Source organism: Polynucleobacter sp. AP-Kaivos-20-H2 (genome assembly GCF_018882215.1).
In the GTDB taxonomy this organism is placed as follows: Bacteria; Pseudomonadota; Gammaproteobacteria; order Burkholderiales; family Burkholderiaceae; genus Polynucleobacter.
The window spans coordinates 426,731-451,764 of the sequence record NZ_JACVOX010000001.1 but is presented as its reverse complement, the minus strand read 5'-3'; the positions used below and the strand labels follow the sequence as shown (position 1 = coordinate 451,764).

Sequence of the window (25,034 nt, the reverse complement as noted above, 5' to 3'; positions counted from 1 at the left end):
CTGGCAAATAAAAAAGCGATCCGAAGATCGCTTTTTGCTAATCACTTCCTGATGTTACTTGGAGGTAGGCATTACAAACTCTGCGCCTTTAGCAATACTCTCAGGCCAGCGTTGCATCACACTCTTTTGCTTGGTGTAGAAACGAACGCCTTCTTTGCCGTATGCATGCATATCGCCAAAGATAGACTTTTTCCAACCACCAAAACCGTGCCATGCCATAGGCACTGGAATTGGTACGTTAATACCAACCATACCTACTTGTACACGACGAGCAAATTCACGGGCAATATTGCCATCGCTTGTGAAGCAGGCGACACCATTGCCAAATTCGCAAGAGTTAACTAAGTTAAGCGCATCTGTAAAGTTGGCAACACGCAAGCAGGACAAAACTGGTCCAAAGATTTCTTCTAAGTAAATCTTCATGTCGGGTGTGACGCTATCAAACAATGTGCCGCCGATAAAGAAGCCGCTCTCGTTACCAGGAACTTTGAGTCCGCGGCCATCAACAAGGAGTTTTGCGCCCGAAGCTACACCAGCCTCAATATAGCCAGTAATGCGCTCTAGGGCTGCTTTAGTAACGATTGGACCCATTTCAGCATCAAGCTCCATGCCGTTTTTAACTTTTAGAGTCTTGGTGCGCTCGATTAGCTTTGGCATGATCTTCTCTGCCACATCACCAACCAATACCGCTACAGAAATGGCCATACAGCGTTCGCCAGCGGAGCCGTAAGCAGCACCTACCAGGGCATCAATAGCTTTGTCAATATCAGCGTCAGGCATGATCACCATGTGATTCTTTGCACCGCCTAAAGCTTGGGAGCGCTTGCCAAAGTGAGAGCAGCGTTCATAGATGTAATTGGCAATTGGAGTGGAGCCCACAAAACTTACCGCTTTAACATCTGGATTTTCAATTAAGGCATCAACTGCTTCTTTGTCACCTTGAACAACGTTGAATACGCCGTCAGGCAGGCCTGCTTCCTTGAGGAGTTTCGCCATAAACAATGAAGCTGAAGGATCGGTAGGGCTTGGTTTGAGAATAAAGGTATTGCCGCAAGCAATCGCAACCGGGAACATCCACATTGGCACCATGACTGGGAAGTTAAATGGGGTAATACCAGCAACCACACCTAAAGGCTGACGCATAACCCAGTTATCGATACCGGTTGATACTTGCTCGGTGTAGTCACCTTTGAGCAACTCAGGAATGCCGGTGGCAAATTCCACAATCTCAATACCGCGTGTTACTTCCCCTTGGGCATCTGTAAACACCTTGCCATGTTCTGCTGTGATGATGGCAGCTAATTCATCGCGATGAGCGTTTAGCAATTCAAGATACTTGAACATGATGCGTGAACGGCGCAATGGGGAGGTTTGACTCCATGACGTAAATGCTGTTTGGGCATTGGCTACAACTTCATCAACCTCTTTGCGGCTGGCAAGCGCAACACGGCGCGCTACAGCTCCTTTGGTTGGGTTGTAAACATCGGCAAAGCGACCATCTTTAGGGTTAACTACATTGCCGCCAACAAAGTGGCCAATATCTTCTTTTGATTCAAAGGCTTGAGGTGCGTTCATAATCTCTTGTGGTGGGTATTTTTCGGGTTTTTGGTAAAAAAGCCGCTTAGCTAAATAGCCTGCACGACTTCGCTGTCTCGTTTATTCTGCTTTTTAGTTATTCTATCGCTTTACGGCAATTTTCGTATTTTTTTGACCTATTTTGGGTCTTTTAAAGGCATTCTATGAGTCTTTTATTTTCAAGTTATACCCTCAATTCCCCACGTGGGCCCCTTGAGCTGGCAAATCGCATAGTTGTCGCTCCAATGTGCCAGTATTCCGCCAATAATGGCGAAGCCACTGACTGGCACCTCATGCATTGGGGAAACTTGCTTAATAGTGGCGCAGCACTCTTCATTATTGAGGCCACCGGGGTAAGCCCAGAGGCCCGAATTACGCCTGCTTGTCTTGGGCTTTGGGATGATCGCACTGAAGCAGCCTTGAAAGATAAATTAAATCGTGCACGTAGTTTGGCTCCAGCGGTACCTGTTTTTATTCAGCTAGCCCATGCTGGTCGCAAAGCATCAAGTGCAACTCCCTGGGATGGCGGGCAGCTTCTTTCAACCGAACAAGGTGGATGGGAAACACTAGCGCCCTCAGCGATCCCCCAGTTAGATGGAGAGCGTTTACCTCATGAATTGAGTAAGGCTGAATTAAAAAAGCTAATAGATGATTTTGTGGCATCAGCAAAACGTGCAGATCGTATTGGAATTGATGGGATTGAGCTCCATGGTGCTCATGGATACTTGTTACACCAATTTTTATCTCCCATTGCCAATCAGCGCACAGATGAATACGGCGGCTCATTTGAAAACCGCATTCGCTTTCCATTGGAGTTATTTGCTGCAGTAAGAGCGGCATACCAAGGTGTGCTTGGCATACGCATTTCAGCTAGCGACTGGATAGAGGGTGGCTGGACTCCAGAAGAAACTGCGAATTTTGCAAAACAACTTAAACCTTTGGGTTGTGATTTTGTACACATTTCTTCTGGTGGTATTTCGCCAAAACAAAAGATTGCAATTGGTCCAAATTACCAAGTGCCTTTTGCAAAGATAGTTAAAGATCAATCTGGTTTGCCAACCATGACAGTTGGACTCATTACTGAGCCCCAACAAGCCGAAGACATTTTGCAAGCGGGTGATGCGGATCTCATAGCTTTGGCAAGAGCATTTTTATATAAGCCTCGCTGGGGTTGGGAAGCTGCAGCAGCTCTAGGTGGCACAGTTACCGCAAATGAACGTTATTGGCGTTGTTTACCTAGAGAAGCCCAGGCCGTATTTGGTGACGTAAAAGTAGGGCAGCGATAAGTGCTCAAAAATCATACGTTGGAGACAGTAATGAAAAAATATTCCGTGGTGTGCAGTGCGCTTGTAATTTTAGGGCTTGGGATTTCATGTCTAGTTATGGCTGAATCCTTTCCGGATCGCCCAATTACTTTGGTAGTACCCAATCCACCTGGCGGGCTTGTTGATACTTCGGCACGCCTATTGAGTGAACCGTTGTCGCGCGTGATCGGTCAACCAGTGATTGTTGACAACAAGCCGGGAGCAAGTGGTAATACGGCCTATCAGTATGTTGCCAAAGCAAAGCCCGATGGCTATACCTTATTGATTTCCTATTCTGGTTATCACGTTGGTAACCCAGCTTTATTCGATAAGCTGCCGTGGGACCCTATTAAGGATTTTTCTCCAATTGCCTTGCTAACTGTCTCTACCAATGTCATTGCAGTACACCCTTCAGTGCCAGTCAATAATCTGAAGGAATTCATTGCTTATGCAAAGGCTAATCCAGGTAAATTAAATTACGCCTCACAGGGCAATGGTTCTGTGTCGCATATTGGTACGGAGATCTTCAAGCAAACTACTGGTGTGGATATGGTGCATGTTCCATACAAGGGATCTGGTCCAGCCATTCAGGATGTTTTGGCGGGGCAGGTACAGGTATTTATTAGTACGCCACCCTCAGTCATGCAACACGTCCAAAGTGGAAAACTCAAGGGGCTTGCTGTGACCGGCAAAAATCGTCACCCTGGTATGCCAAACGTACCAACCACCGCTGAAGCTGGTCTACCATCATTTCAGTTGGAATCATGGGTGGCCCTTTATGCGCCTGCAGGAACACCTGCAGCAGTGGTTACCAAGCTCACTAATTCTGTAAAGCAGAGCTTGGCATTACCTGAAATTAAAGAGCGTGCGGATGCTGCTGGTGTTGAACTTCGTTACTTAGGACCAAACCAAACTGATGCGCTAGTGAAGAAAGAGATCCCTTTCTGGGCTAAAGCAATTAAAGCGGCAAACATTACTCTCGATTAAGGGCTTGGCTAAGCCTGATCTCGCAGGGTGGGGTCAGGCAATGCCAATGTAAATGCCCGGGCAGCGCTTAATAAGAAATGATCTTTACCTGGGCCTGCAATGAGTTGCACGCCTACTGGCAATCCGTTGGGTCCAGCGCCTACGTTGATATTGATGCAGGGTAAACCCAGAAGCGTCCAAGCTCTAGAAAAAAGAGGATCTCCAGTACCGTCTTTGATGTTGGGCGCTTCGCCATTAGCACTTGGGGCAATCAAGATGTCAACTTCATTATTAAATAAGTCTTCCATGGCCTCCCTTGATCTATCGGCAAGGCTCAAATCTTTTGCATATTGCTCGTAGCTAATTTCAGCGCCTTCACTAAGTTGCTTCAGAAGTTGTGGGCTGAGCTTTTTAGCGTAATGCACTTGTTCAAAAGCAAGGCTGCGTGACATTTCAGAAATCATGATGCGAGTTTGGGCTTGAGTGAGGCCATCACATGTCTTTGGTAACTTCTGATCAATTACCGTGCCTTTAGCAATCATCTCTGCAGCATGCCGAGCAACTGCAAGTGCTGTAGCAGTTTCCTTTTGTGCAAACGGCCAGCTAGATGTTTTGCAAATGGCGATGCGGGGTTTGTTATGCAAGACTTCAATTTTTGCTAGTCGATGATCGCCACTCATAGCCGCTACACCGAGCCCCACATCTTCTACTGTTCTACCAAAGCAACCCATGGTGTCGAGTGTTACAGAAAGACTTTTAATTCCCGCAATACTCACTTTGCCGTGACTAGGTTTAAAACCCACTACGCCACAAAAAGAAGCAGGGCGAATAATTGAGCCAGCAGTTTGACTGCCGGTTGCTAGGGGGACCATAAAATCGGCTACCGCAGCCGCAGAGCCGCTAGAAGAACCGCCGGGTGTGTGCTTTGGTTTATGGGGATTTGTTGTTAAGCCACTCTTAAAAGTTGCAAATTCTGTTGTAACAGTTTTGCCTAAAATAATGGCACCAGACTGTCGCATCAGGGCAACCGCCACAGCATCAGCGACTGGATAGTGGTTGGCGTAAATGGGTGAACCATAGGAGGTCGGCAAATCATAGGTGTCATAAAGATCTTTAACCCCAATTGGGAGACCATGCAATAGACCCTGAAAGGCGCCTTTATCAAGCTGTTTGGCGCGAGACAAGGCATTTTCCTTACCCAGGCTTGCCCAGGCCTTAACAACGCTCTCCTTTTGTCCTATGCGGTCTAGGCAGGATAGGAGTAAATCAGTTGCTTTAATTTCCCTCTTAGAGAGGGCTTTGATGGCTTGGGTGGCGCTAAGGCTTTCGAGATCTTTCATGGACTCATTCTACTTATGGTGGCGTATGATCGCAATTTAAGCTTTTTTGTTCCAGAATTACGATAGAAGATAAGTTAGATGAAGCAACATACAGTACGTGAATCCTGGCTAGAAGACGCTGTAAGGCATCTAGAGCCGGTCTTTTCAAAAGCAGGTTATGCCATCCCTCCCGTCAGGGTCTCATGTGGATTCCCGGCCTCTAGTAGCCCTAGAACGACACTAGGGCAATGTTGGCCGCGTGAGCGCTCAGGTGGTGGCGTAAATGAGATATTCATATCCCCTAAGTTGGATGAACCCGTACAGCTTTTAGATACCTTGGTTCATGAACTCTGCCATGCGGTGGATGATTGTTTTAGCGGCCATGGCGAAGATTTCAAGGGAATCGCTCAAACGGTGGGTCTGGAAGGCCCCGCAAGAATGGCTCATGCTACTGAGGAGCTCACTGTAAGGCTGATGATGATTAGTCAGGAGCTTGGCCCTTACCCGCACCAGGCGATTGTTTTCCCACCACCAAGGCCTAGCAATGCCAGTCGAAGTAAGGCCAAATGCGGTCAATGTGGCTATGAGGTGACCTTGCTCAAGAAATGGGCCAGTTATGGCGCACCTATCTGTCCCAAAGACAATATTCGCATGCTCGAGGCCGTTCCTGAGACCATTGAAAATACCACTGATTACGATAGTGAATCAGTTGAAAAAGGTAGTAAGAAGGCGCCAGATGAAATCCGTCGCGCTATTAGCTAGTTATTTGTAAAATTCATCTTCAACAAAAATAAAACGAGACACATCATTTATGAACGCAAAGAAAATATTTAAGAATCCTAAGATTGCCGTTATTCCTGGAGATGGTATTGGCAAAGAAGTCATGCCGGAGGGTGTGCGCGCGCTAGAGGCGGCCAATCGTAAATTTAATCTTGGTATGCAGTTTGATCATTTTGATTTTGCGAGCTGTGATTACTATCTCAAGCATGGAAAGATGATGCCGGATGATTGGTTCGATACTCTCATGAAGTACGATGCGATCTTTTTTGGCGCAGTCGGTATGCCTGACATTCTGCCTGACCATGTGTCACTTTGGGGAAGCTTAATTCAATTTCGCCGTGGCTTTGATCAGTATGTCAATTTGCGCCCAGTACGTTTATTGCCAGGAGTACCATGCCCACTGGCCAACCGTAAGCCTGGTGACATTGATTTCTTTGTAGTTCGCGAGAACACTGAAGGTGAATACTCCAGTGTTGGTGGCAAGATGTTCCCGGATACCGATCGTGAGATCGTGATTCAAGAATCTGTTTTCACTAGACAGGGCGTTGACCGAATTTTGCAATACGCTTTTGACTTAGCCCAAAGTCGCCCTAAGAAGCATTTAACTTCTGCAACCAAATCCAATGGTATTGCCATCACCATGCCTTATTGGGATGAGCGTGTTGAAGCGATGTCTAAGAAATTTGCTGATGTAAGAGCCGATAAATATCACATTGATATTTTGGCGGCTCACTTCGTTATGAATCCAGATCGGTTTGACGTTGTGGTGGCGAGCAATTTATTTGGAGATATTCTCTCCGACTTAGGTCCTGCATGTACCGGGACCATTGCGGTAGCACCATCTGGCAGCATCAATCCTGAGGGTAAATTCCCTTCCTTGTTCGAGCCTGTTCACGGATCAGCGCCTGATATCTTTGGCAAAATGATCGCCAACCCAATTGGTCAGATCTGGAGTGGGGCGATGATGCTGGATCACCTTGGTTATCCAGAGGCAGGTAAGGCAATATTTACTGCGATTGAAAAGGTATTAGCATCCGGTCCAGGAAACGCACCTTTGACACCAGATCTTGGTGGCACAGCAAAGACGGATGATTTAGGTAAGGCGATTGCCGCAGCAATCTAACTGGTAATCTACTAATTAGGCAGCAGCATTTAAAGGACTCCAAATGGGGTCCTTTTTACTTGCCTTCGCAATCTCTGCCAAGATTTTTTGATGGCTTTCAAGGTCATCATTTGATGCAGATAGCACCATGAGATTGGTTGGTAAGGCTTTGGTATGGCCAGTAGAGTCTGCTCCCACTGTGTAATCAATTAAATCAATAGAGAGGTCTTCTTGACCTCTAGTCATCGATACGTAAACTTCAGCTAGTAACTGGGCATCTAACAGCGCGCCGTGCAAAGTACGGTGTTTATTGCTAATTGAAAAGCGTTCACACAGGGCATCTAATGAATTGCGCTTTCCAGGGAACATTTGACGCGCGTCGAGCAGGGTATCGGTAATCTTGGGGGCTAAATTTCTGAATGGAGGACGCTTTAGAAGGGCAAACTCGTTATCCAAGAATCCCAAATCGAAGGCTGCGTTATGAATCACAATTTCAGCGCCATCTACAAACTCAATTAACTGCTCAACAATGTTTGCAAAGATTGGTTTATCAGATAAAAACTCTCTAGAAAGTCCGTGGACTGCAAAGGCGCCAGCATCAATATCGCGTTCAGGATTAATGTAGTAATGGAAAGTTCTATCGGTAAGACGACGACCAATCATCTCAACGCAACCAATTTCAATAATGCGGTCGCCGGTGGCTGGATTAAGGCCAGTAGTTTCGGTATCGAGAATCACTTGACGCATCAGGTTCCCTCTAGAACAGCTGGTGGAATGTCCATCGGTCCATTGCCTGCATATTTATCCAAATAGAGATAAATCACGGGTGTAATGATCAACGTTACGAACTGAGAAAAAATCAGGCCGCCAGCAACACTAATGCCTAAAGGTTGACGTAACTCTGCACCGGCACCCAATCCAAAAGCAATCGGGAGTGCGCCCATTAAAGCGGCAACGGTTGTCATCATAATGGGCCGGAAACGCAAGATGCATGCTTCACGAATCGCCTTTTCAGGAGACATGCCTTGGTTACGTTGTGCATCTAAGGCAAAGTCAATCATCAAAATCGCATTCTTTTTAACGATGCCGATCAATAATAAAATACCGATCGATGCAACGACGGTTAGCTCGAAGCCAAAGATGCGCAAAGCAAGGATGGCGCCAATCGCAGCGGATGGCAAGCCAGCCAAAATAGTCAGCGGATGAATGTAACTCTCGTAAAGCACGCCAAGCAATATGTAAATTACGCCTAGAGCCGATAGAATTAGTATCAGCTGACCTGATTGGTTGCTTTTAAATACTGCCGCATCTCCACCGTAACTCGTAATGATGGAAGCGGGTAAGCCAATTTCCTTGGTGTATTCCTCAATCTTTTTCGTGGCGTCACCAAGGAAGACATCAGGAGCAAGGTTGAATGACAGGGTTACAGCCGGAATTTGCCCTTGATGGTTTACGGCGGTTGGGCCGATTTCACGAGTGAAGCTAGCTACGCTAGATAGTGGAATCAGCTTGTCGGTTGCGCGACCTCTTACAAAAATCTTATTCAGATCTGTCTCATATTGACGATCTTCTTCAGCAGCTTCTAGGATCACGTAATAAGTATTCACTGGTGTGTAGATAGTAGATACCTGCCTCTCACCGTAGGCAGAATAGAGGGCTGTACGGATGTCAGCAATCGTAACGCCGGCACTAGCCGCTTTTTCACGATCAATATTGATCTTGACGTTGAGACCTTTTAGCTGTGAGTCACTGGTAACGTCACGGAAAAGTGGGTCGGTACGCATCTTTTGCATCAACTTATCAGCCCATTCATTCACGCCTTCAAAGCCAACACTTTGCAAAGTAAATTGGTAGCGGCTTTTACTATTTTTGCCGCCAAGCTGTAAATTCTGGACCGGACGCATGTAGACCTGAAGGCCGGGGATCTCTTTAAATTTATTTCTTAATCCCTCCATCACCTGAGCCATCTTAGCGCGATCGCCCTTGGGCTTAAGAATGATAAAAATCCTGCCGGTGTTGTAGCCTGAGCTCGCACCACCGCCAATGACTGAAATAGAGCTATCCACATTCGGGTCTGTATTCACTAGTTCTGCAGCTCTATCCTGAAGTGCCAACATCGCTTTAAAGGAGATATCTTCAGATGCCTCAGTAGTTGCTTGAATTTGCCCAATATCTTCTTCTGGAAAGAAACCCTTTGGGCTATAGACAAACAAAACCACGGTAATGACAAAGGTGGAAAGAGCGCCCCATAACACTTTTTTGCGATTATTAAGAGCCAGATCAAGGTAGTGAATATAGGTTTTTAGCATCCAGTCAAAGACGCGATCAAACTTCTTATTGATCGCATATTCCTTGGCATGCTGACCTGGTTTTGGCAGGAAGCGACTGCATAACATTGGCACAACCGTGAGCGATACGACTGCTGATACCAAAATAGAAAGTGAAACCACTACCGCAAATTCTCTAAACAGAAGGCCAATAGGACCAGCCATAAAGAAGAGTGGAATAAATACAGCCACTAAAGAAATAGAAATGGAAATAATCGTAAAGCCCACTTCTTTGCTACCTTTGAGGGATGCTTTGAGTGGGTCCATACCTTGTTCAACATAACGCATGATGTTTTCAAGCACCACAATTGCATCATCAACAACCAAGCCTACAGCAAGCGTTATACCCAGAAGCGATATGTTATCTAAGCTGTATCCCAAAAAATAGAGCAAAAAGAATGCCCCGATCAGTGAGATTGGAAGGCTGATAGAGGGAATAACTGTCGCCGAAACATGTTTCAGGAACAAGAAAATTACCATAACAACCAACAAGATCGTTAAAGCCAATGTGAGATTAACGTCATGTATCGCTTCTAGAATGGAGAGCGAACGATCATTCAACAATTGCATACGAACAGATTCCGGCATCTGCTTTTGTAATTGAGGTAGTAATGCCTTAACGGAGTTAACAACATCCACAGTATTCGCGCTCGGTTGGCGCAATACTGCAATCGCAATAGAGCGCTCTCCATTAGCACTCGCCAATGTTTTTACATCCTCGTAACTCTCGATCACATCGGCAACGTCCTTGAGGTAGATCGGAAGACCATTTTTTTGACTAACAATTAAATTGGCAAACTCTTCAGGTCTTACTAGTTGTGGGTTGGCATAAATAGTGATGGCCTGACGGGGCCCGTCTAAAACCCCTACAGGACTATTGGAGTTGGCTTTGTTGATAGCAACGGCGATATCGTCAATAGTGAGATTGCGGTTAGCAAGAGCGTCGGGATGCACTCGTACGCGAACCGCATAACGCTTTGCACCATAAACTAGAACTTGCGCTACACCACTAATGGTTGATAAGTTAGGTGAAAGTAAATTTTCTGCGTATTGATTGAGATCTGAGAGACTGATTGATGGCGAGCTCATGCGCACCACTAGAACAGGAGTGTCGGCTGGATTTATCTTCCGGTAGGACGGTGGCACCGTCATTTCAATCGGTAAGCGCTTTTGGGCTCTCAACAAAGCTGCTTGAACGTCAACTGCGGCTTTATCAATATCTCGATCGTTATTGAATTCCAAAGTAATGCTCGTACTGCCCAAAGAATTAGTGGAGCTAATTACGGTGATGCCATCAATCGTCGAAAATTCTTTTTCAAGGGGAAGGGCTACCGAGGCAGCCATATTTTCTGGTGATGCACCCGGTAAAGATGCGCTTACAGAAATAACTGGCGTATTAAAACTAGGTAGCGCAGCTACTGGAATTTTCATGTAGGCAACAGCCCCTGCGATGACTGTTGCTATCGAGAGCAACACCGTCATTACCGGGCGCCGAATACATAATTCGGATAGTGTCATTTTTTCTCTGGGGCTGTTGGAGTTGTTGAGGTAGTAGTTGCTTGCGGTGCAGCTGATTTATCCTCGCGGACTTTGCTTCCTGGACGCAAATTCTGCTTGCCCTCAACCACCACTCTATCGCCAGCATCTATACCTGTGACAACAGACAATCCTTGGTAGTCATAAACTACTTTTACGGGCTTGGCTGCCACTTTGTCATCTTTATCGACAACATAAACAAGTTTTCCACGAGGGTTGATCACTACTGCTTGCGATGGAATGGCTAAGGCATCCTTCAAAGTATTGGCCACTAGGGATACGCGAGCAAATTCACCTGGCAAGAGGGTTTTGGCGTCATTCGGGATTTGCGCTTTTACGCGTACCGCCGCGATCGAAGGATCGACTTGGTTATCAACGACCAGCACCTTTCCTTCGTAAGTTCTTTTGCCGCTATCGCCTACAGTCACCGTAACATTCATCGCATCACCATCTAACTGGTTCTCTAAGATGATCGGAATATCTTTTTCTGGAATGACAAATTGAACATCAATTGGGTTTAATTGAGTAATGGTCACCATGGATCCAACGCTGGATGTAGCAGTTGAGCTGGTCGCGGTGGAAACAATGTTGCTAGCCTGGACAAGGGAGCCCGGGAATACATTGACGATGCCAGCACGACCATCAATAGGGGACTTAATGTAATCAAAAGAAAGCTGCACTTCTGCCGCGCGGGCTGCTGCTTGTGCTGACTTGGCATTTGCCAATGTAGTTTCTAGAGCGGCTTTAGAAATAAAGTTTTTGCTAACCAATTCTTTGGCGCGCAGATATTGTTTTTGAGCATCATCAGCAAGTGCTTTGAGCTTTTCATAGTTTGCTTTATCGTTGCGGTCATCTAAGGTAAATAGCAGATCGCCAGCTTTAACTTCTTGGCCATCTTTAACTTGAATTGTGGCGACGGTATTGGTGACCATTGGGCGAATGTCAACAATGCTATTGGAAACAATGGTGCCAGTTGCCTCAATGATTAGCGGCACATCTTTTTTCTGGACTACGAATGATGTTACGGTAACAGGGCCGCCAGATTTAGCAGAGGCTGGGAAAAAATAATCATATGCTTTTGAGCCCGCATAGAGTAAGAGCAGAATTAATAGCAAGCGCCATTTAAATCTGATCACAAAAGATTTTACTGTCGCGAAATCTAGCTTCTTTACTTGGTCTAATTGGGGTAAATATTTTTGCCAAAGGGCGCACAAGCGAACTTTGCCTATATCTTTAAATTGAACGAGTTTGGCAAAAGCCTTATCGAGTGAAGATTCTATTTTTGACACAGTCTCGTTTTTCTTGGTTTTTTATGGGGGTTTTATGCTGTTTCTAAGCTATTTAAAGCAGGATCATTCTCTCATAAGATGACTGAAAAGGAGGTTGTCGACGCGCATTTGCCCTATGGCAAAAACTCCTCAACCCCCTTATTTGCCAACTGGTCGGCAAGCTCGTTCCCAGGGTGTCCATTGTGCCCTCTAACCCAGTGCCAGGAGATTTCATGTCCTGGGAGCAGGGAGTCGAGTTCTTGCCAGAGGTCAGCATTTTTAACCGGATCCTTGCTGGCAGTCTTCCAGCCCCGTTTTTTCCAACCCTCTAGCCATTCTGTGACGCCCTTTTGTACGTATTGAGAGTCCGTCCATAGCTCGACAGTACTGCGTTGTTTCAGTGCTTTTAAGGCAAAAATAACGGCACAAATTTCCATGCGGTTGTTGGTGGTGAGCTTTTCACCCCCATGAATATGCTTTTCATGACCGCCTGATCGCAAAACAGCCCCCCAGCCGCCAGGCCCAGGATTGCCTTTACAGGCGCCATCTGTGTAGATCACGATATGAGGATGGTGGGGGTGGGATTTCGATTGCGGCATGGCAATAATTTACTTGGTATTGCTGTTATTGAGGCGTTTTTGCATATTGCTACGCTCGGCAGCAGGACTTAGCTGCTTAATGGCTGGTATGCGGACAAGTGATGCCGGGCCAATGAGGCGTATTCCTTGTTGGCGTTTAATGGCTGAAACTAAGAAAACAGCCCCAAATATGGGCCACCAACGATTCCCCATTTTTTCAAGAAAATTCATCTTGCCCATCACAGCTTCGCCTTGCAAGGGAAATTTATAGCAGCCAAAGTGACCGCGGTCTAAAGAGAAGTTAAGTAACTCCAACCAGTCTTTAATTCGGATCAGACTAATAAATTGACCATCTCTAGGTAGATAGGGAGTGCCTACCAATCTACTCAGATATTGTCTGGCACCCCAGAGGCTTGCTGGGTTGAAGCCGGAGATAATTAAACGACCCTCAGGTCGAAGCACTCGATCGACTTCGCGCAATATTTGATGGGGGTCTGTAGCAAATTCTAAAACATGCGGCAGCACAATCAGATCTAGGCTATCGCTGGCAAAAGGGAGGTCTGTCGAGTCACCTTCAATCAAATGCCAGTTGTAATTGCCAGCTTGAGAGCGGCTGTCGTTAGAGTGAATGAGGATGGCATGCAAAGGCATGCGATTTTCACTTAACGCGTTTATCTGAGGTAGGCCTATTTGCAACGCATGAAAGCCAAAGACATCGGCAACAATTTGGTCAAAACACCTTTGCTCCCACGCTAGGACATAGCGTCCCGGAGGGGATTGGAGCCATTTTTCCCACGAGCTCCAGGGAGGTGCAGGCGTCTGAGAGGGGATGGGTGGGGTTGGTATCATCGGTCTATGAATAAGAATACTTTATTGCAGGTTTGGCCCATACCGGCATTTGATGATAACTATATCTGGTGCATTCACGATGGCAGCTCTGCTTTAGTGGTGGATCCAGGTGATTCAGCGCCAGTTTTGGAGTACCTGAGCGCAAATCATTTGACCCTCAAGGGCATTCTCATTACTCACCACCATGCAGACCATACGGGTGGCATTCTCAACTTATTGCAAAGTGTGGGTGAAGATCTGCCTGTTTATGGCCCAGTTGGTGACAATATTCCAGGTCGTACTAATGTCGTAATGCAGGACGATAAATTTGAAATTGCTTCCCCACGTATTAGCTTGAAGGTTCTCGAAGTTCCTGGGCATACCTTAAGTCACATTGCTTACTTTGCAAACATGCAAGCAAATGTTGTTGAGCCAATGCTGTTCTGTGGGGATACTTTATTCGCCTCGGGTTGTGGAAGATTATTCGAGGGGACGCCAACTCAAATGACGGAGTCGCTGGCTAAGTTTGCCGCACTGCCAAAAAATACTTTGGTTTATTGCACCCATGAGTACACTTTATCGAATATTCGTTTTGCTCTAGCAGTAGAGCCTAACAACCTCAATCTACTTTCATGGTCAGAGCAAGCTAAATCTCTGCGAGAGCAGGGTTTGCCAACTCTTCCAACTACTATTGGACAAGAGCTGCAAGTTAATCCATTTATGCGCTGTGATCAAGCCGAAGTCATTGCAATGGCTAAAGAGATTTCTGGCCAGCCATCATTACCAACGCCAGCGCATGTATTGGCAGTTATTCGCGGCTGGAAAGATCGCTTCTAATGCGGATGATGTATGCAGTCTTGGTAATTGCTGCTTTGTTGAGTGGCTGTGCAAGTACGGGTGATTGGACTTCTGACACCCCAACAAAGGCAAATTCAAAAACATCAAAAGCTGCCCGAGTAAATCTCAAAAATCAATCTGTTAGCAAGGTTTATGCGCCTTCTGACAATCTGTGGATACGCATCCGTGATGGCTTCCAGATGGAGCCAATGAATACCCCGCTGGAAATAGAGCAAATTCGTTGGTTAGCCGCAAGGCCCGATTACGTCAACCGCTCAATGACGCGTTCTTCGCGATATTTGTTTTACATTGTTCAAGAAGTAAACGCGCGCAATATGCCAACTGAAATTGCACTTCTACCTTTTGTTGAGAGTGCTTTTGTAACTAATGCAAAGTCCAGTGCGAAGGCGGTAGGCTTATGGCAATTTATGCCTGCCACTGGAAAAGACTTTCGACTCACGCAAAATGTATTTAGGGATGAACGACGTGATGTTGTGCAGTCAACAGACGCAGCACTGGATTACTTGCAACGTTTGAACAATCAGTTTGGGAGCTGGGAATTGGCGCTTGCTGCGTATAACTGGGGTGCCGGCAATATCTCTAAAGCGCAGAAGCGCAATGCTGCTGCTGGTTTGCCAACTGACTACGAAAGTTTGACCTTGCCGCGTGAGACGCGTAATTACGTCCCTAAATTGATGGCGTATCGACAAATTGTGTTGGATCCGCAAGCATATGGAATTGTGCTGCCTGAATTGGAAAATCACCCATACTTTGTAGCGGTCGATGTCGGAAGCGATATTGATGTTGCTCTTGTAATTAAGCTGGCCGAGATACCTGCAGATGAATTTCAAATTCTAAATCCATCATTTAATAAGCCGGTAATTTTAAGTAACGCTAATCAGCAAATTCTTCTACCATTTGCACATGCGGAAATTTTTCAAGATAACCTAATGCAATACACCAAACCACTTTCTACTTGGACGGCTGTTCAGGTATCTAAAACAGAAAGTGTTGATCAGGCGGCCAAAACGTTAGGGGTTGACGTAGATGCTCTGCGCGAGGTAAACGGTATTCCAAGAGGGATGCGTATTCGTGCAGGCTCTACCGTGCTGATTCCCAAAACTAGTCGCAGACCTGGCGATGTTTCAACTGCTATGGCAGAAAATGCCAGTCTCAGCTTAGAAAAGCCAGCTCCGCCTGCGCCTAAGTGCCCTAAACCGACCAAGGGAGCTAAGGGCGGCAAATCAACTAAATGCGTGGCACCCAGTAACACCAAAACAGTAGTTAAGGGCACCTCTAAGGGTAATTCTTCTGCAAAAAATGCTGCATCTCAGCATAAATCCGCATCGACAGGGCTTGCAAAATCTGCGAAAAATGGTATTTCACCTGCCTCAGCCAGCAGCAACGCTAGTAAAGGGGTGAGTAAGAGCCAGTAATTCGAGTAACTTTTTAAGAGATCAGGTTGACCATGTCCTACAAAGCACACCACGAACGTTCAATTAAAGACCCAGATGGATTTTGGGGTGAGCAGGCGCAGTTAATACATTGGGAAAAACCTTTTGACAAAGTCCTCAATTACGATAACCCTCCATTTGCTAAATGGTTTGAGGGTGGCTCAACGAATCTTTGCTACAACGCAGTTGATCGTCACTTAGAAGATCGTCCAGATCAAATTGCCTTGGTTGCAGTTTCTACAGAAACCAATCAAGAGAAGGCATATACATTTAAAGAGTTATACGAAGAAGTGAATCGTATGGCAGCAATTTACACATCAGCAGGCGTTAAAAAGGGTGATCGCGTACTTATTTATATGCCGATGATTGCTGAGGCTTGTTTTGCAATGCTTGCCTGCGCTCGCATTGGCGCCATTCACTCCGTTGTGTTTGGTGGCTTTGCATCACACAGCTTGGCATCTCGCATTGATGATGCAAAACCAAAGCTGATTGTTACCGCAGAAGCAGGTGCACGTGGCGGCAAAGCAGTTCCTTACAAGCCATTGCTAGATGAGGCAATTACTCTGGCTGAATACAAGCCTGAAAAGGTCTTGATTGTGAATCGCGGTTTGACTGAATTCACCACCGTTGCTGGACGTGATTTAGATTACGCAAGCGAACGCCAAAAGCATTTAAATGATGTAGTGCCTATTGTATGGGTTGATGCAACTCATCCTTCTTATATTTTGTACACCTCCGGTACAACTGGAAAGCCTAAAGGTGTTCAGCGTGATACAGGCGGCTACGCAGTCGCTCTCGCCGCGTCGATGAAACATATTTTTACCGGTAATGCTGGTGAGACCATGTTCTGCACATCCGATATTGGTTGGGTTGTTGGCCACAGCTACATTATTTATGCGCCATTGCTATCTGGTATGGCTACGATCATGTACGAGGGCACTCCCTTGCGTCCTGATGCAGGCATTTGGTGGGAGCTAGTAGATAAATACAAAGTGTCTGTCATGTTTTCTGCGCCAACAGCAGTTCGCGTTCTGAAGAAACAAGACCCTGCTTTCTTAACCAAATATGACCTTTCTAAATTGCGTGCTCTGTTCCTGGCAGGAGAGCCCTTGGATGAACCGACAGCCAGTTGGATTCATGGTGCAATTAATAAGCCGATCGTGGATAACTATTGGCAGACAGAAACAGGTTGGCCAATGCTGGCAATTCAGCGTGGCGTTGAAGTCATGCCGCATAAATTTGGCTCACCAGGTGTGCCATCGTTTGGTTACAACATGAAGTTACTCGACGATGCCACTTCCGAAGAGCTGGGCCCAGATCAGAAGGGCGTCATTGCCATTGAAGGTCCATTGCCTCCAGGTTGCATGCAAACTGTTTGGGGCGATGACAAGCGCTTTGTCAGCACCTATTGGGAAACGATTCCAGGCAAATTAATTTACTCCACCTTTGACTGGGGCATTAAAGATAAGGATGGTTATTTCTTCATCTTGGGTCGTACGGATGACGTGATTAACGTAGCTGGACATCGCCTTGGTACTCGCGAAATCGAAGAAAGTATTTCTAGCCATCCGAATGTTTCAGAAGTTGCCGTGGTTGGTATTGAGGATAAATTAAAGGGGCAAGCCGCGATTGCCTTTGTGATTCCTAAAGATGCCTCCAATACCGCTACTTTGGAAGCGGAGTGCATGAAGACTGTCGACACCACCTTAGGGGCTATTGCACGACCTGGCCGGGTTTATATAGTTACTGCGTTGCCAAAGACACGTTCAGGCAAGATTGTTCGTCGCGCACTTCAGGCTGTAGCCGAAGGACGTGATCCTGGCGATATCAGCACGATGGATGACCAGTCTGTTTTAGCTCAAGTTAAGACTATCATTGAGCAAAGCGCCAAGGCTTAAAACACCCATTTTTGAATAAATTGCTCTCCCAGCCATTAGGCTAGGGGAGCTTTTTACCTTCCAACCCCCATTTGGCTGTATATCCAAGGGTTTACGAGCAAAAATGTTATGATTGCAAGGTTCGAAACTTAATAAATACCCTAGCGCTTAAAGACACTCACCACCCGCAAAAACATCCCCGGGCTAGTCTTTTTTGGGGTTTTGAGCGTCGGATGGAGCAGGGACTGGAGATGGTTTGTCACCCTTGCTTCCTTCTTTTCCCCCAGCTGTGTTGGCCCTAGCCGACGGCACATTATTTCCCGGTTTTAGCATTGGCGCCCCTGGCGAAACTACTGGCGAAGTTGTATTCAATACCGCATTGACTGGATATCAAGAGATCATTACTGATCCCAGCTACTCACGCCAAATTATTACCTTAACTTATCCGCACATCGGCAATGTTGGTGTAAACGCTCAAGATGCGGAATCAGATCAGATTCATGCAGCAGGTTTGGTAGTGAAGGATCTTCCAAAGCGCGTATCCAATTTCCGCTCAGAAGGTTCCTTGGATGACTACCTTACCAAAGCAGGTGTTTTAGGAATTGCTGGCATAGATACACGCAAACTCACCACAATTCTGCGTGACAAGGGCGCCCAATCCGGCGCAATTGTTGCCGGTAAAGTAGGCGATAGCTATGAATCCTTAGGAGCGAAAGCTCTTGAGCTTGCTAAAGCTTTCCCCGGCATGTCAGGCTTAGATCTTGCAAAGGTAGTTACTACTAAAAAAGCCTATCAGTGGCGCGAGGCCGAATGGGATCTTCACGGGCCAAACGGCAAGCCTGCATATAGAACATTAGATACTAGCAAGCCAATTAAAAAGGTAGTTGCTTACGACTTTGGTGTGAAACGCAATATCTTGCGCATGCTGACTGAGCGAGGCTGTGAATTAACAGTTGTGCCTGCGCAAACTAGCGCAGCAGAAGTGCTGGCCATGAATCCGGATGGCGTGTTCTTCTCAAATGGGCCTGGCGATCCTGGTCCATGCGACTACGCTATTTCTGCAGCAAAAGAAATTATTGAAAAGGGCGTCCCAACCTTTGGCATCTGTCTAGGCCATCAAATCATGGGTCTTGCAGCAGGCGCCAAGACATTAAAAATGAAATTTGGCCACCATGGTGCCAATCATCCCGTGAAAGATTTAGATACGGGACGTGTTGCCATCACCTCACAGAATCATGGTTTTGCGGTTGATGCCAATACATTGCCAAGCAATATTCGCGTAACCCACGTGTCTTTATTTGATGGATCTTTACAAGGTTTGGCATGGAATGACAAGCCAGCACTGTGTTTCCAAGGACATCCTGAGGCCTCACCAGGTCCTCATGACATTGCCTATTTATTTGATCGTTTTGTGGAGCTAATGAATGCTGCCAAGAAGGAGGGCAAATAATGCCTAAGCGTAGCGACATTAAGAGCATCCTGATTATTGGAGCTGGTCCGATTGTGATTGGACAGGCCTGTGAGTTTGACTACTCCGGAGCGCAAGCTTGTAAGGCATTGCGTGATGAGGGCTACAAAGTTATTTTGGTCAACAGTAATCCTGCAACCATCATGACTGATCCAGAGATGGCTGATGTAACCTACATCGAGCCGATTACTTGGGAAGTAGTTGAACGCATTATTGCTACTGAAAAGCCTGATGCCATTTTGCCAACCATGGGTGGCCAGACTGCACTGAACTGCGCGTTAGATATTCACCGTCATGGTGTTTTAGAGAAATACGGCTGCGAACTGATTGGCGCTTCACCAGAAGCCATTGATAAAGCAGAAGATCGTCAAAAGTTTAAAGAGGCCATGACCAAAATTGGCCTTGGCTCTGCAAAGTCCGGCATTGCGCACTCAATGGATGAGGCTCATGAGGTTCAGCAGCAAATTCAGAAGCAAACTGGCAGCTCAGGTTTCCCGGTAGTTATTCGTCCATCATTCACCATGGGTGGATCAGGTGGCGGTATTGCCTATAACCGTGAAGAATTTGAAGAAATTTGTAAACGTGGTCTCGATTTATCACCAACACGTGAGCTCTTAATCGAAGAGTCTCTCTTGGGTTGGAAAGAATTCGAGATGGAAGTCGTGCGCGATCGCAATGACAACTGCATCATCGTTTGCTCAATTGAAAACTTAGACCCAATGGGCGTACATACCGGTGACTCAATTACCGTAGCGCCTGCGCAAACGTTGACAGATAAAGAATATCAAATCATGCGTAATGCATCGATTGCTGTTCTGAGAGAAATTGGTGTTGATACCGGTGGGTCTAACGTTCAGTTCTCGATTAATCCAGTGGATGGTCGCATGATCGTCATTGAGATGAATCCAAGGGTATCCCGTTCATCGGCTTTAGCATCAAAGGCTACAGGCTTCCCAATTGCTAAGATTGCGGCTAAATTGGCCGTAGGCTACACCCTTGATGAACTCAAGAATGATATTACTGGTGGTGCCACACCAGCATCATTTGAGCCTTCAATCGATTACGTTGTTACCAAGATTCCACGTTTTGCATTTGAGAAGTTCCCTCAGGCTGATTCCCGCCTAACAACGCAGATGAAGTCAGTTGGCGAAGTCATGGCCATTGGTCGAACTTTCCAAGAGTCTTTCCAGAAAGCGCTTCGCGGTCTTGAGGTTGGTGTTGACGGCTTGGATGAAGTATCCACAGATCTTGATGACATCATTAATGAAATCAATGAGCCTGGTCCAGATCGTATTTGGTATTTGGCAGACGCATTCCGCATGGGTATGGGTCTTGATGAGATCTATAGTGAAACTAAAGTTGATCCTTGGTTCCTGGAGCAAATTGAAGAACTGATCACCATAGAGACTGAGCTTAAGCAGCGCAAGATCGATAGCCTAACAGCTCCTGAGTTACGCTTTGTAAAGCAAAAAGGTTTCTCCGATCGCCGCTTAGCAAAGTTACTCAAAGTCGACGCTGCATCCGTTCGTGCTGCGCGCCATCGATTGAAAGTGGTTCCAGTCTACAAGCGCGTGGATACTTGTGCGGCTGAATTCTCAACTAACACTGCTTATTTGTATTCAACCTATGAAGCAGAGCATGGTGAGTGCGAATCACAACCAACCAATAAAGAGAAGATCATGGTTTTGGGCGGAGGCCCTAACCGTATTGGTCAAGGTATTGAGTTTGACTATTGCTGCGTGCATGCTGCTTTAGCAATGCGTGATGATGGTTATGAAACCATCATGGTTAACTGCAACCCTGAAACCGTTTCGACTGACTACGATACATCGGATCGCTTGTACTTTGAGCCACTAACTCTAGAAGATGTATTGGAGATTGTTGCTAAAGAAAAACCAAAGGGCGTCATCGTTCAATACGGTGGTCAAACACCTTTGAAATTGGCTTTAGATCTTGAACGCAATGGGGTGCCAATTATTGGCACTTCACCAGACATGATTGATGCAGCAGAAGACCGCGAACGCTTCCAGAAGCTACTACAGGATCTCGGACTGCGTCAGCCGCCTAACCGTACAGCGCGTGCTGAAGAAGAGGCTCTAAAGCTCGCCGAAGAAATTGGTTATCCATTAGTGGTTCGTCCTTCCTATGTCTTGGGTGGTCGTGCAATGGAAATCGTTCATGATGGTCGTGACCTTGAGCGTTACATGCGTGAAGCCGTTAAGGTATCTCATGACTCTCCTGTGCTTCTAGATCGCTTCTTGAATGATGCTATTGAATGTGACGTTGATTGCATTAGCGATGGTACAGCCGTATTTATTGGTGGCGTTATGGAGCATATCGAGCAAGCCGGTGTTCACTCTGGCGATTCAGCCTGCTCATTGCCTCCATACTCTTTATCTGATGCAACGGTGGCAGAGATTAAACGCCAAACTGCAGCGATGGCTAAAGGACTGAATGTTGTTGGTTTAATGAACGTTCAGTTTGCGATTCAGAATGTAGATGGCAAAGATGTCATCTATGTCTTGGAAGTAAATCCACGCGCTTCACGTACCGTACCGTTTGTATCAAAAGCCACTGGTTTGCAGTTGGCCAAGATTGCGGCACGTTGTATGGTTGGTCAGACCCTAGAGCAGCAGGGCATTAAGACTGAAGTGAAACCGCCATACTTCTCAGTCAAGGAAGCGGTATTTCCATTTAATAAATTTCCAGGCATTGATCCAATTCTCGGACCAGAAATGCGTTCTACTGGCGAAGTGATGGGTGTTGGCAAGACCTTTGGTGAGGCTTTATTTAAGTCACAGTTGGGTGCTGGCATCAAATTGCCTAAGAGCGGAACCGTTCTTTTGACTGTCAAAGATAGTGACAAGCCAAAAGCAATTGAAGTTGCTAAGTTGTTACATCAACTGGGCTTCCCGATGGTTGCTACTAAAGGTACTGCAGCAGCAATTGAAGCGGCTGGCTTACCTGTAAAGGTAGTTAATAAAGTAAAGGATGGACGCCCCCATATTGTGGATTTCATCAAGAATGGTGAGATTTCATTGGTATTTACTACTGTGGATGAGACCCGGACGGCGATTGCAGACTCTAGATCGATTCGAACCAGCGCTCAGGCTAATGGCGTTACTTATTACACGACTATTAGTGCAGCACGAGCAGTGATGGATGGTTTGTTAGCCTCTGAAAATGGCCGACTCGACTCCCTCGAGGTTTATTCCTTGCAAAACTTACATCGCGAGCTCATTTAATCTAAAATTGACTTTTATACGCGCGATTTTGCGCAAGAATTTAAGTTAGGTTAGTTTCATGAGCACAATTCCGATTACTAAGCGCGGTGCAGAACTTCTCAAAGAGGAGCTGCACCGTCTTAAACACGTTGAGCGTCCTTCTGTTATCAATGCCATCTCCGAGGCTCGCGCTCAAGGTGATCTTTCTGAGAATGCTGAATACGATGCCGCTAAAGAAAAACAAGGTTTCATTGAAGGCCGCATTCAAGAGTTAGAGGGCAAATTATCGGCAGCTCAAATTATTGACCCTGCTACCTTGGATGTTGCTGGCCGCATAGTCTTTGGTGCTACTGTTGATCTTGAGGACTTAGAAGATGGTACTAAGCTAACCTATCAAATCGTTGGAGATGATGAAGCGGATATCGCCGTTAAGAAAATCTCCATCAGTTCACCGATTGCTCGTGCATTAATCGGCAAAGAAGAGGGTGACATTGTGGCTGTGCAAGCCCCTGGCGGCAATCGCGAAGTTGAAATCTTGGCTGTGCGTTACGTCTAATGCCCCCCATCCGCACCCAAAGAATTTTTAACCTGATTTCAGGTCTTTGGGTTGGTAGCTTCATCACCATTGGATTTCTAGTGGTGCCTGTTTTGTTCTCTAATTTGGGCGACAGACAGGTTGCCGGCATGATTGCAGCAAATCTCTTCAAAACCACTGCCTATATCGGTGTCGCCTTAAGCGCATTTCTAATGGTGATGGCAAATCACCTAGTAAGACAGGGTGACGACCATTACCGCATCATTCGTTGGATCTTATTAGGAATGCTCGCATTCACAGTTGGCGCAGCATTTATCATTATTCCTTGGATGGATGCATTGAGAGAGCAAGCACTTTATTTAGGCTTGTCGGTTCGCGAGTCTACAAATGCCGCATTATTTGCTCGCCTACATGGCGTTTCTAGTGCAATTTTTATGATTCAAGCAGTACTCGGTCTTGCCTTAGTTTGGTGGGCAACAAAAAACGCCGACTAGCGGCGTTTTTGTATTTCACTTGCTTAAATTAAGAGCCAAGTGACTTTTTCTTAGTGCTGCTCATTCTGACTTTACGTTTCTTAATTGGTGCGGGTGCAGCAACTGCTTTTCTGTAGCCGGGAGAAGACCAGCCAATTTTTGATTCCGCCGCTTCAGAGCGCAAAACACGTTTCTTAGGTGTTGCCGACTTCACTGCTGCAGCACGTGCAAATGGTGCTGCATTTGAAGCAGAGCGACGATCCGATCTTTCTGAGGTGCTAGTACGTACGCCAGCTTTTGCTGGAGCACGATTTGGCTGGCGTTTCGTACGAGGAGCCTGCAAAGATTTCTTAGTTTGCTTACTTGATCTACCTAGATTGCTAAAAGCCTCATCCACCATATCTTTTGGTTTCCACAACACAAGTAACTTGCCGATATGTTGAACTGGAGCAGCATCAAGTTTGTCGCAAAGCTCTTCATACATAGCAATGCGTGCTTCGCGCTCATCACCAAAAACACGAATCTTAATTAATCCGTGATGATTAATGGCTAATTTAGCTTCTTTGATTACAGCAGGTGTTAAGCCATCGCCACCAATCATGACAACGGGACTTAGGTCGTGAGCGTCAGCTTTGAGGGATTTACGTTGTGCAGGGGTAATAGTGAGTGCAGTCATGGGCTTGATGATAGAGCATTGAGGATCTAAATTGCCCTTTTAGCTTGAATTTGCCTGTATTTTGATCGATTCCTTTTGCTTTAGAGCTCAGAAACTAGGAAAATAGACGGCGAAAGTGGGTAAATTGTGGCAAAGAATAAATTTAATAAAAGTTGGTTGCAGGATCATCTGTCCGATCCCTATGTGAAGATGGCTCAAAAAGAGGGCTATCGCGCTAGAGCGGTTTATAAGCTCAGTGAAATTGACGAGCAAGATCATCTTATCAAGGCAGGTATGACTATTGTGGACTTAGGGAGCGCTCCCGGGAGTTGGTCTCAGTACGTGCGTAATCGTCTCACTGAGCTTGGCAAAAGCAATCCCAAAATTGAGTCCGGCAAACCGGACGGTCAGATTATTGCCATCGACATTTTGCCCATGGAAGATATAGCTGATGTGAGTTTTATTCAGGGTGATTTTAGGGAAGATGAGGGTCTTGCTGCTTTGGAGGCGCTTTTACCGAAGAGTGCCGAAGGCAAGGTTGATTTGGTTCTATCGGATATGGCGCCAAACCTTTCTGGGGTTGGTGTTGCTGATGCTGCCAGAATGGCTTTTTTAGCAGAGATAGCCCTAGACTTCGCTACTGCTCATCTGAAACCTGAGGGTGCGCTTTTAATCAAATGTTTTAACGGTAGTGGCTATAGCCAGATAGTGGAATCCTTTAAAAAGGTCTTTAAAACCGTTGCCTCCCGTAAACCTAAAGCATCTAGAGCAAAGTCTTCTGAGATCTTCCTTTTGGGTAGAAACCTAAAACCTCCGAAATAGGCTCTAAATACTGGCTAATACCCCCGTTTTTATAGGGTTTTATCAAATATATATGCCATTAGCTCTTGAAAAAGGGTGGTAGTAGAATCAAATACTTAGGAAGCAA

20 protein-coding genes are annotated in these 25,034 nt (G+C 46.1%); 12 read left to right on the top strand and 8 right to left on the bottom strand.

Annotation, left to right across the window (positions count from 1 at the left end; translation table 11 throughout):
* Nucleotides 1-54: 54 nt before the first annotated feature.
* A complete protein-coding gene (locus ICE89_RS02265) occupies nucleotides 55-1,575 on the bottom strand; it encodes a CoA-acylating methylmalonate-semialdehyde dehydrogenase (RefSeq protein WP_216264679.1) in 1,521 nt (506 codons plus the stop codon).
* 164 nt (nucleotides 1,576-1,739) lie between these two features.
* Here ICE89_RS02265 and ICE89_RS02260 point away from each other — a divergent pair, with 164 nt between their 5' ends.
* Nucleotides 1,740-2,861, top strand: coding sequence for an NADH:flavin oxidoreductase/NADH oxidase (locus tag ICE89_RS02260; protein ID WP_216264672.1), 1,122 nt, complete (start codon nucleotides 1,740-1,742; stop codon nucleotides 2,859-2,861).
* A 30-nt stretch (nucleotides 2,862-2,891) separates the two neighbouring features.
* Nucleotides 2,892-3,866 (top strand): tripartite tricarboxylate transporter substrate binding protein, encoded by a 975-nt coding sequence (locus tag ICE89_RS02255; protein ID WP_216264670.1) that lies wholly within the window; start codon nucleotides 2,892-2,894, stop codon nucleotides 3,864-3,866.
* A gap of 8 nt (nucleotides 3,867-3,874) precedes the next feature.
* Here the strand turns inward: ICE89_RS02255 and ICE89_RS02250 are convergent, their stop codons facing one another.
* Nucleotides 3,875-5,185, bottom strand: coding sequence for an amidase (locus tag ICE89_RS02250; protein WP_216264669.1), 1,311 nt, complete (start codon nucleotides 5,183-5,185; stop codon nucleotides 3,875-3,877).
* Between the two features lie 78 nt (nucleotides 5,186-5,263).
* Between ICE89_RS02250 and ICE89_RS02245 the strand changes: the two genes are divergently transcribed.
* Both ICE89_RS02245 and ICE89_RS02240 read left to right on the top strand, forming a co-directional pair.
* Nucleotides 5,264-5,926 (top strand): SprT family zinc-dependent metalloprotease, encoded by a 663-nt coding sequence (locus ICE89_RS02245; protein WP_216264667.1) that lies wholly within the window; start codon nucleotides 5,264-5,266, stop codon nucleotides 5,924-5,926.
* Nucleotides 5,927-5,975: 49 nt separating this feature from the next.
* Nucleotides 5,976-7,067 (top strand): tartrate dehydrogenase, encoded by a 1,092-nt coding sequence (locus tag ICE89_RS02240; RefSeq protein WP_216861934.1) that lies wholly within the window; start codon nucleotides 5,976-5,978, stop codon nucleotides 7,065-7,067.
* A gap of 15 nt (nucleotides 7,068-7,082) precedes the next feature.
* Here the strand turns inward: ICE89_RS02240 and dnaQ are convergent, their stop codons facing one another.
* The 5 genes from dnaQ to ICE89_RS02215 all read right to left on the bottom strand — a co-directional run bounded on the left by dnaQ (nucleotide 7,083) and on the right by ICE89_RS02215 (nucleotide 13,604).
* The gene (gene dnaQ / locus ICE89_RS02235; protein ID WP_216264665.1) at nucleotides 7,083-7,793 is read right to left on the bottom strand and encodes a DNA polymerase III subunit epsilon; all 711 of its coding nucleotides are present in this window, start codon (nucleotides 7,791-7,793) and stop codon (nucleotides 7,083-7,085) included.
* Complete coding sequence (locus ICE89_RS02230; protein WP_216264663.1) at nucleotides 7,793-10,891, bottom strand: efflux RND transporter permease subunit; 3,099 nt, start codon at nucleotides 10,889-10,891, stop codon at nucleotides 7,793-7,795. Before ICE89_RS02230 ends, dnaQ begins: the two co-directional genes overlap by 1 nt.
* Nucleotides 10,888-12,198 (bottom strand): efflux RND transporter periplasmic adaptor subunit, encoded by a 1,311-nt coding sequence (locus tag ICE89_RS02225; RefSeq protein ID WP_216264661.1) that lies wholly within the window; start codon nucleotides 12,196-12,198, stop codon nucleotides 10,888-10,890. The genes ICE89_RS02230 and ICE89_RS02225 overlap by 4 nt, the downstream gene beginning before the upstream one ends.
* 113 nt (nucleotides 12,199-12,311) lie before the next feature.
* Nucleotides 12,312-12,776: a ribonuclease HI gene (gene rnhA, locus ICE89_RS02220; RefSeq protein ID WP_216264659.1), complete on the bottom strand. Its 465-nt coding sequence runs from the start codon at nucleotides 12,774-12,776 to the stop codon at nucleotides 12,312-12,314.
* A 9-nt stretch (nucleotides 12,777-12,785) separates the two neighbouring features.
* Nucleotides 12,786-13,604, bottom strand: a complete 819-nt coding sequence (locus ICE89_RS02215; protein WP_216264656.1) for a class I SAM-dependent methyltransferase — start codon at nucleotides 13,602-13,604, stop codon at nucleotides 12,786-12,788.
* Nucleotides 13,605-13,610: 6 nt separating this feature from the next.
* Here ICE89_RS02215 and gloB point away from each other — a divergent pair, with 6 nt between their 5' ends.
* The 7 genes from gloB (at nucleotide 13,611) to ICE89_RS02180 (ending at nucleotide 23,472) form a co-directional block, all read left to right on the top strand.
* Entirely contained in the window at nucleotides 13,611-14,420 is an 810-nt protein-coding gene (gloB, locus tag ICE89_RS02210) for a hydroxyacylglutathione hydrolase (protein ID WP_216264654.1), read from the top strand.
* A complete protein-coding gene (locus ICE89_RS02205) occupies nucleotides 14,420-15,856 on the top strand; it encodes a transglycosylase SLT domain-containing protein (protein WP_216264652.1) in 1,437 nt (478 codons plus the stop codon). The genes gloB and ICE89_RS02205 overlap by 1 nt, the downstream gene beginning before the upstream one ends.
* 32 nt (nucleotides 15,857-15,888) lie before the next feature.
* Complete coding sequence (locus tag ICE89_RS02200; protein WP_216264650.1) at nucleotides 15,889-17,772, top strand: propionate--CoA ligase; 1,884 nt, start codon at nucleotides 15,889-15,891, stop codon at nucleotides 17,770-17,772.
* 244 nt (nucleotides 17,773-18,016) lie between these two features.
* A complete protein-coding gene (carA, locus tag ICE89_RS02195) occupies nucleotides 18,017-19,201 on the top strand; it encodes a glutamine-hydrolyzing carbamoyl-phosphate synthase small subunit (protein ID WP_216265007.1) in 1,185 nt (394 codons plus the stop codon).
* A complete protein-coding gene (carB, locus tag ICE89_RS02190; RefSeq protein WP_216264647.1) occupies nucleotides 19,201-22,464 on the top strand; it encodes a carbamoyl-phosphate synthase large subunit in 3,264 nt (1,087 codons plus the stop codon). Before carA ends, carB begins: the two co-directional genes overlap by 1 nt.
* Nucleotides 22,465-22,522: 58 nt before the next feature.
* Nucleotides 22,523-22,999: a transcription elongation factor GreA gene (gene greA / locus ICE89_RS02185; protein WP_216263868.1), complete on the top strand. Its 477-nt coding sequence runs from the start codon at nucleotides 22,523-22,525 to the stop codon at nucleotides 22,997-22,999.
* On the top strand, nucleotides 22,999-23,472 hold the full coding sequence (locus tag ICE89_RS02180; RefSeq protein WP_216264632.1) for a DUF4149 domain-containing protein: 474 nt from the start codon (nucleotides 22,999-23,001) through the stop codon (nucleotides 23,470-23,472). Before greA ends, ICE89_RS02180 begins: the two co-directional genes overlap by 1 nt.
* Before the next feature lie 28 nt (nucleotides 23,473-23,500).
* On the opposite strand, the gene ICE89_RS02175 is transcribed toward ICE89_RS02180, so the two are convergent.
* Nucleotides 23,501-24,127, bottom strand: coding sequence for a YhbY family RNA-binding protein (locus ICE89_RS02175; RefSeq protein ID WP_072582461.1), 627 nt, complete (start codon nucleotides 24,125-24,127; stop codon nucleotides 23,501-23,503).
* A gap of 126 nt (nucleotides 24,128-24,253) precedes the next feature.
* Between ICE89_RS02175 and ICE89_RS02170 the strand changes: the two genes are divergently transcribed.
* On the top strand, nucleotides 24,254-24,928 hold the full coding sequence (locus tag ICE89_RS02170) for an RlmE family RNA methyltransferase (protein ID WP_216264629.1): 675 nt from the start codon (nucleotides 24,254-24,256) through the stop codon (nucleotides 24,926-24,928).
* The last annotated feature ends 106 nt before the right edge of the window (nucleotides 24,929-25,034 follow it).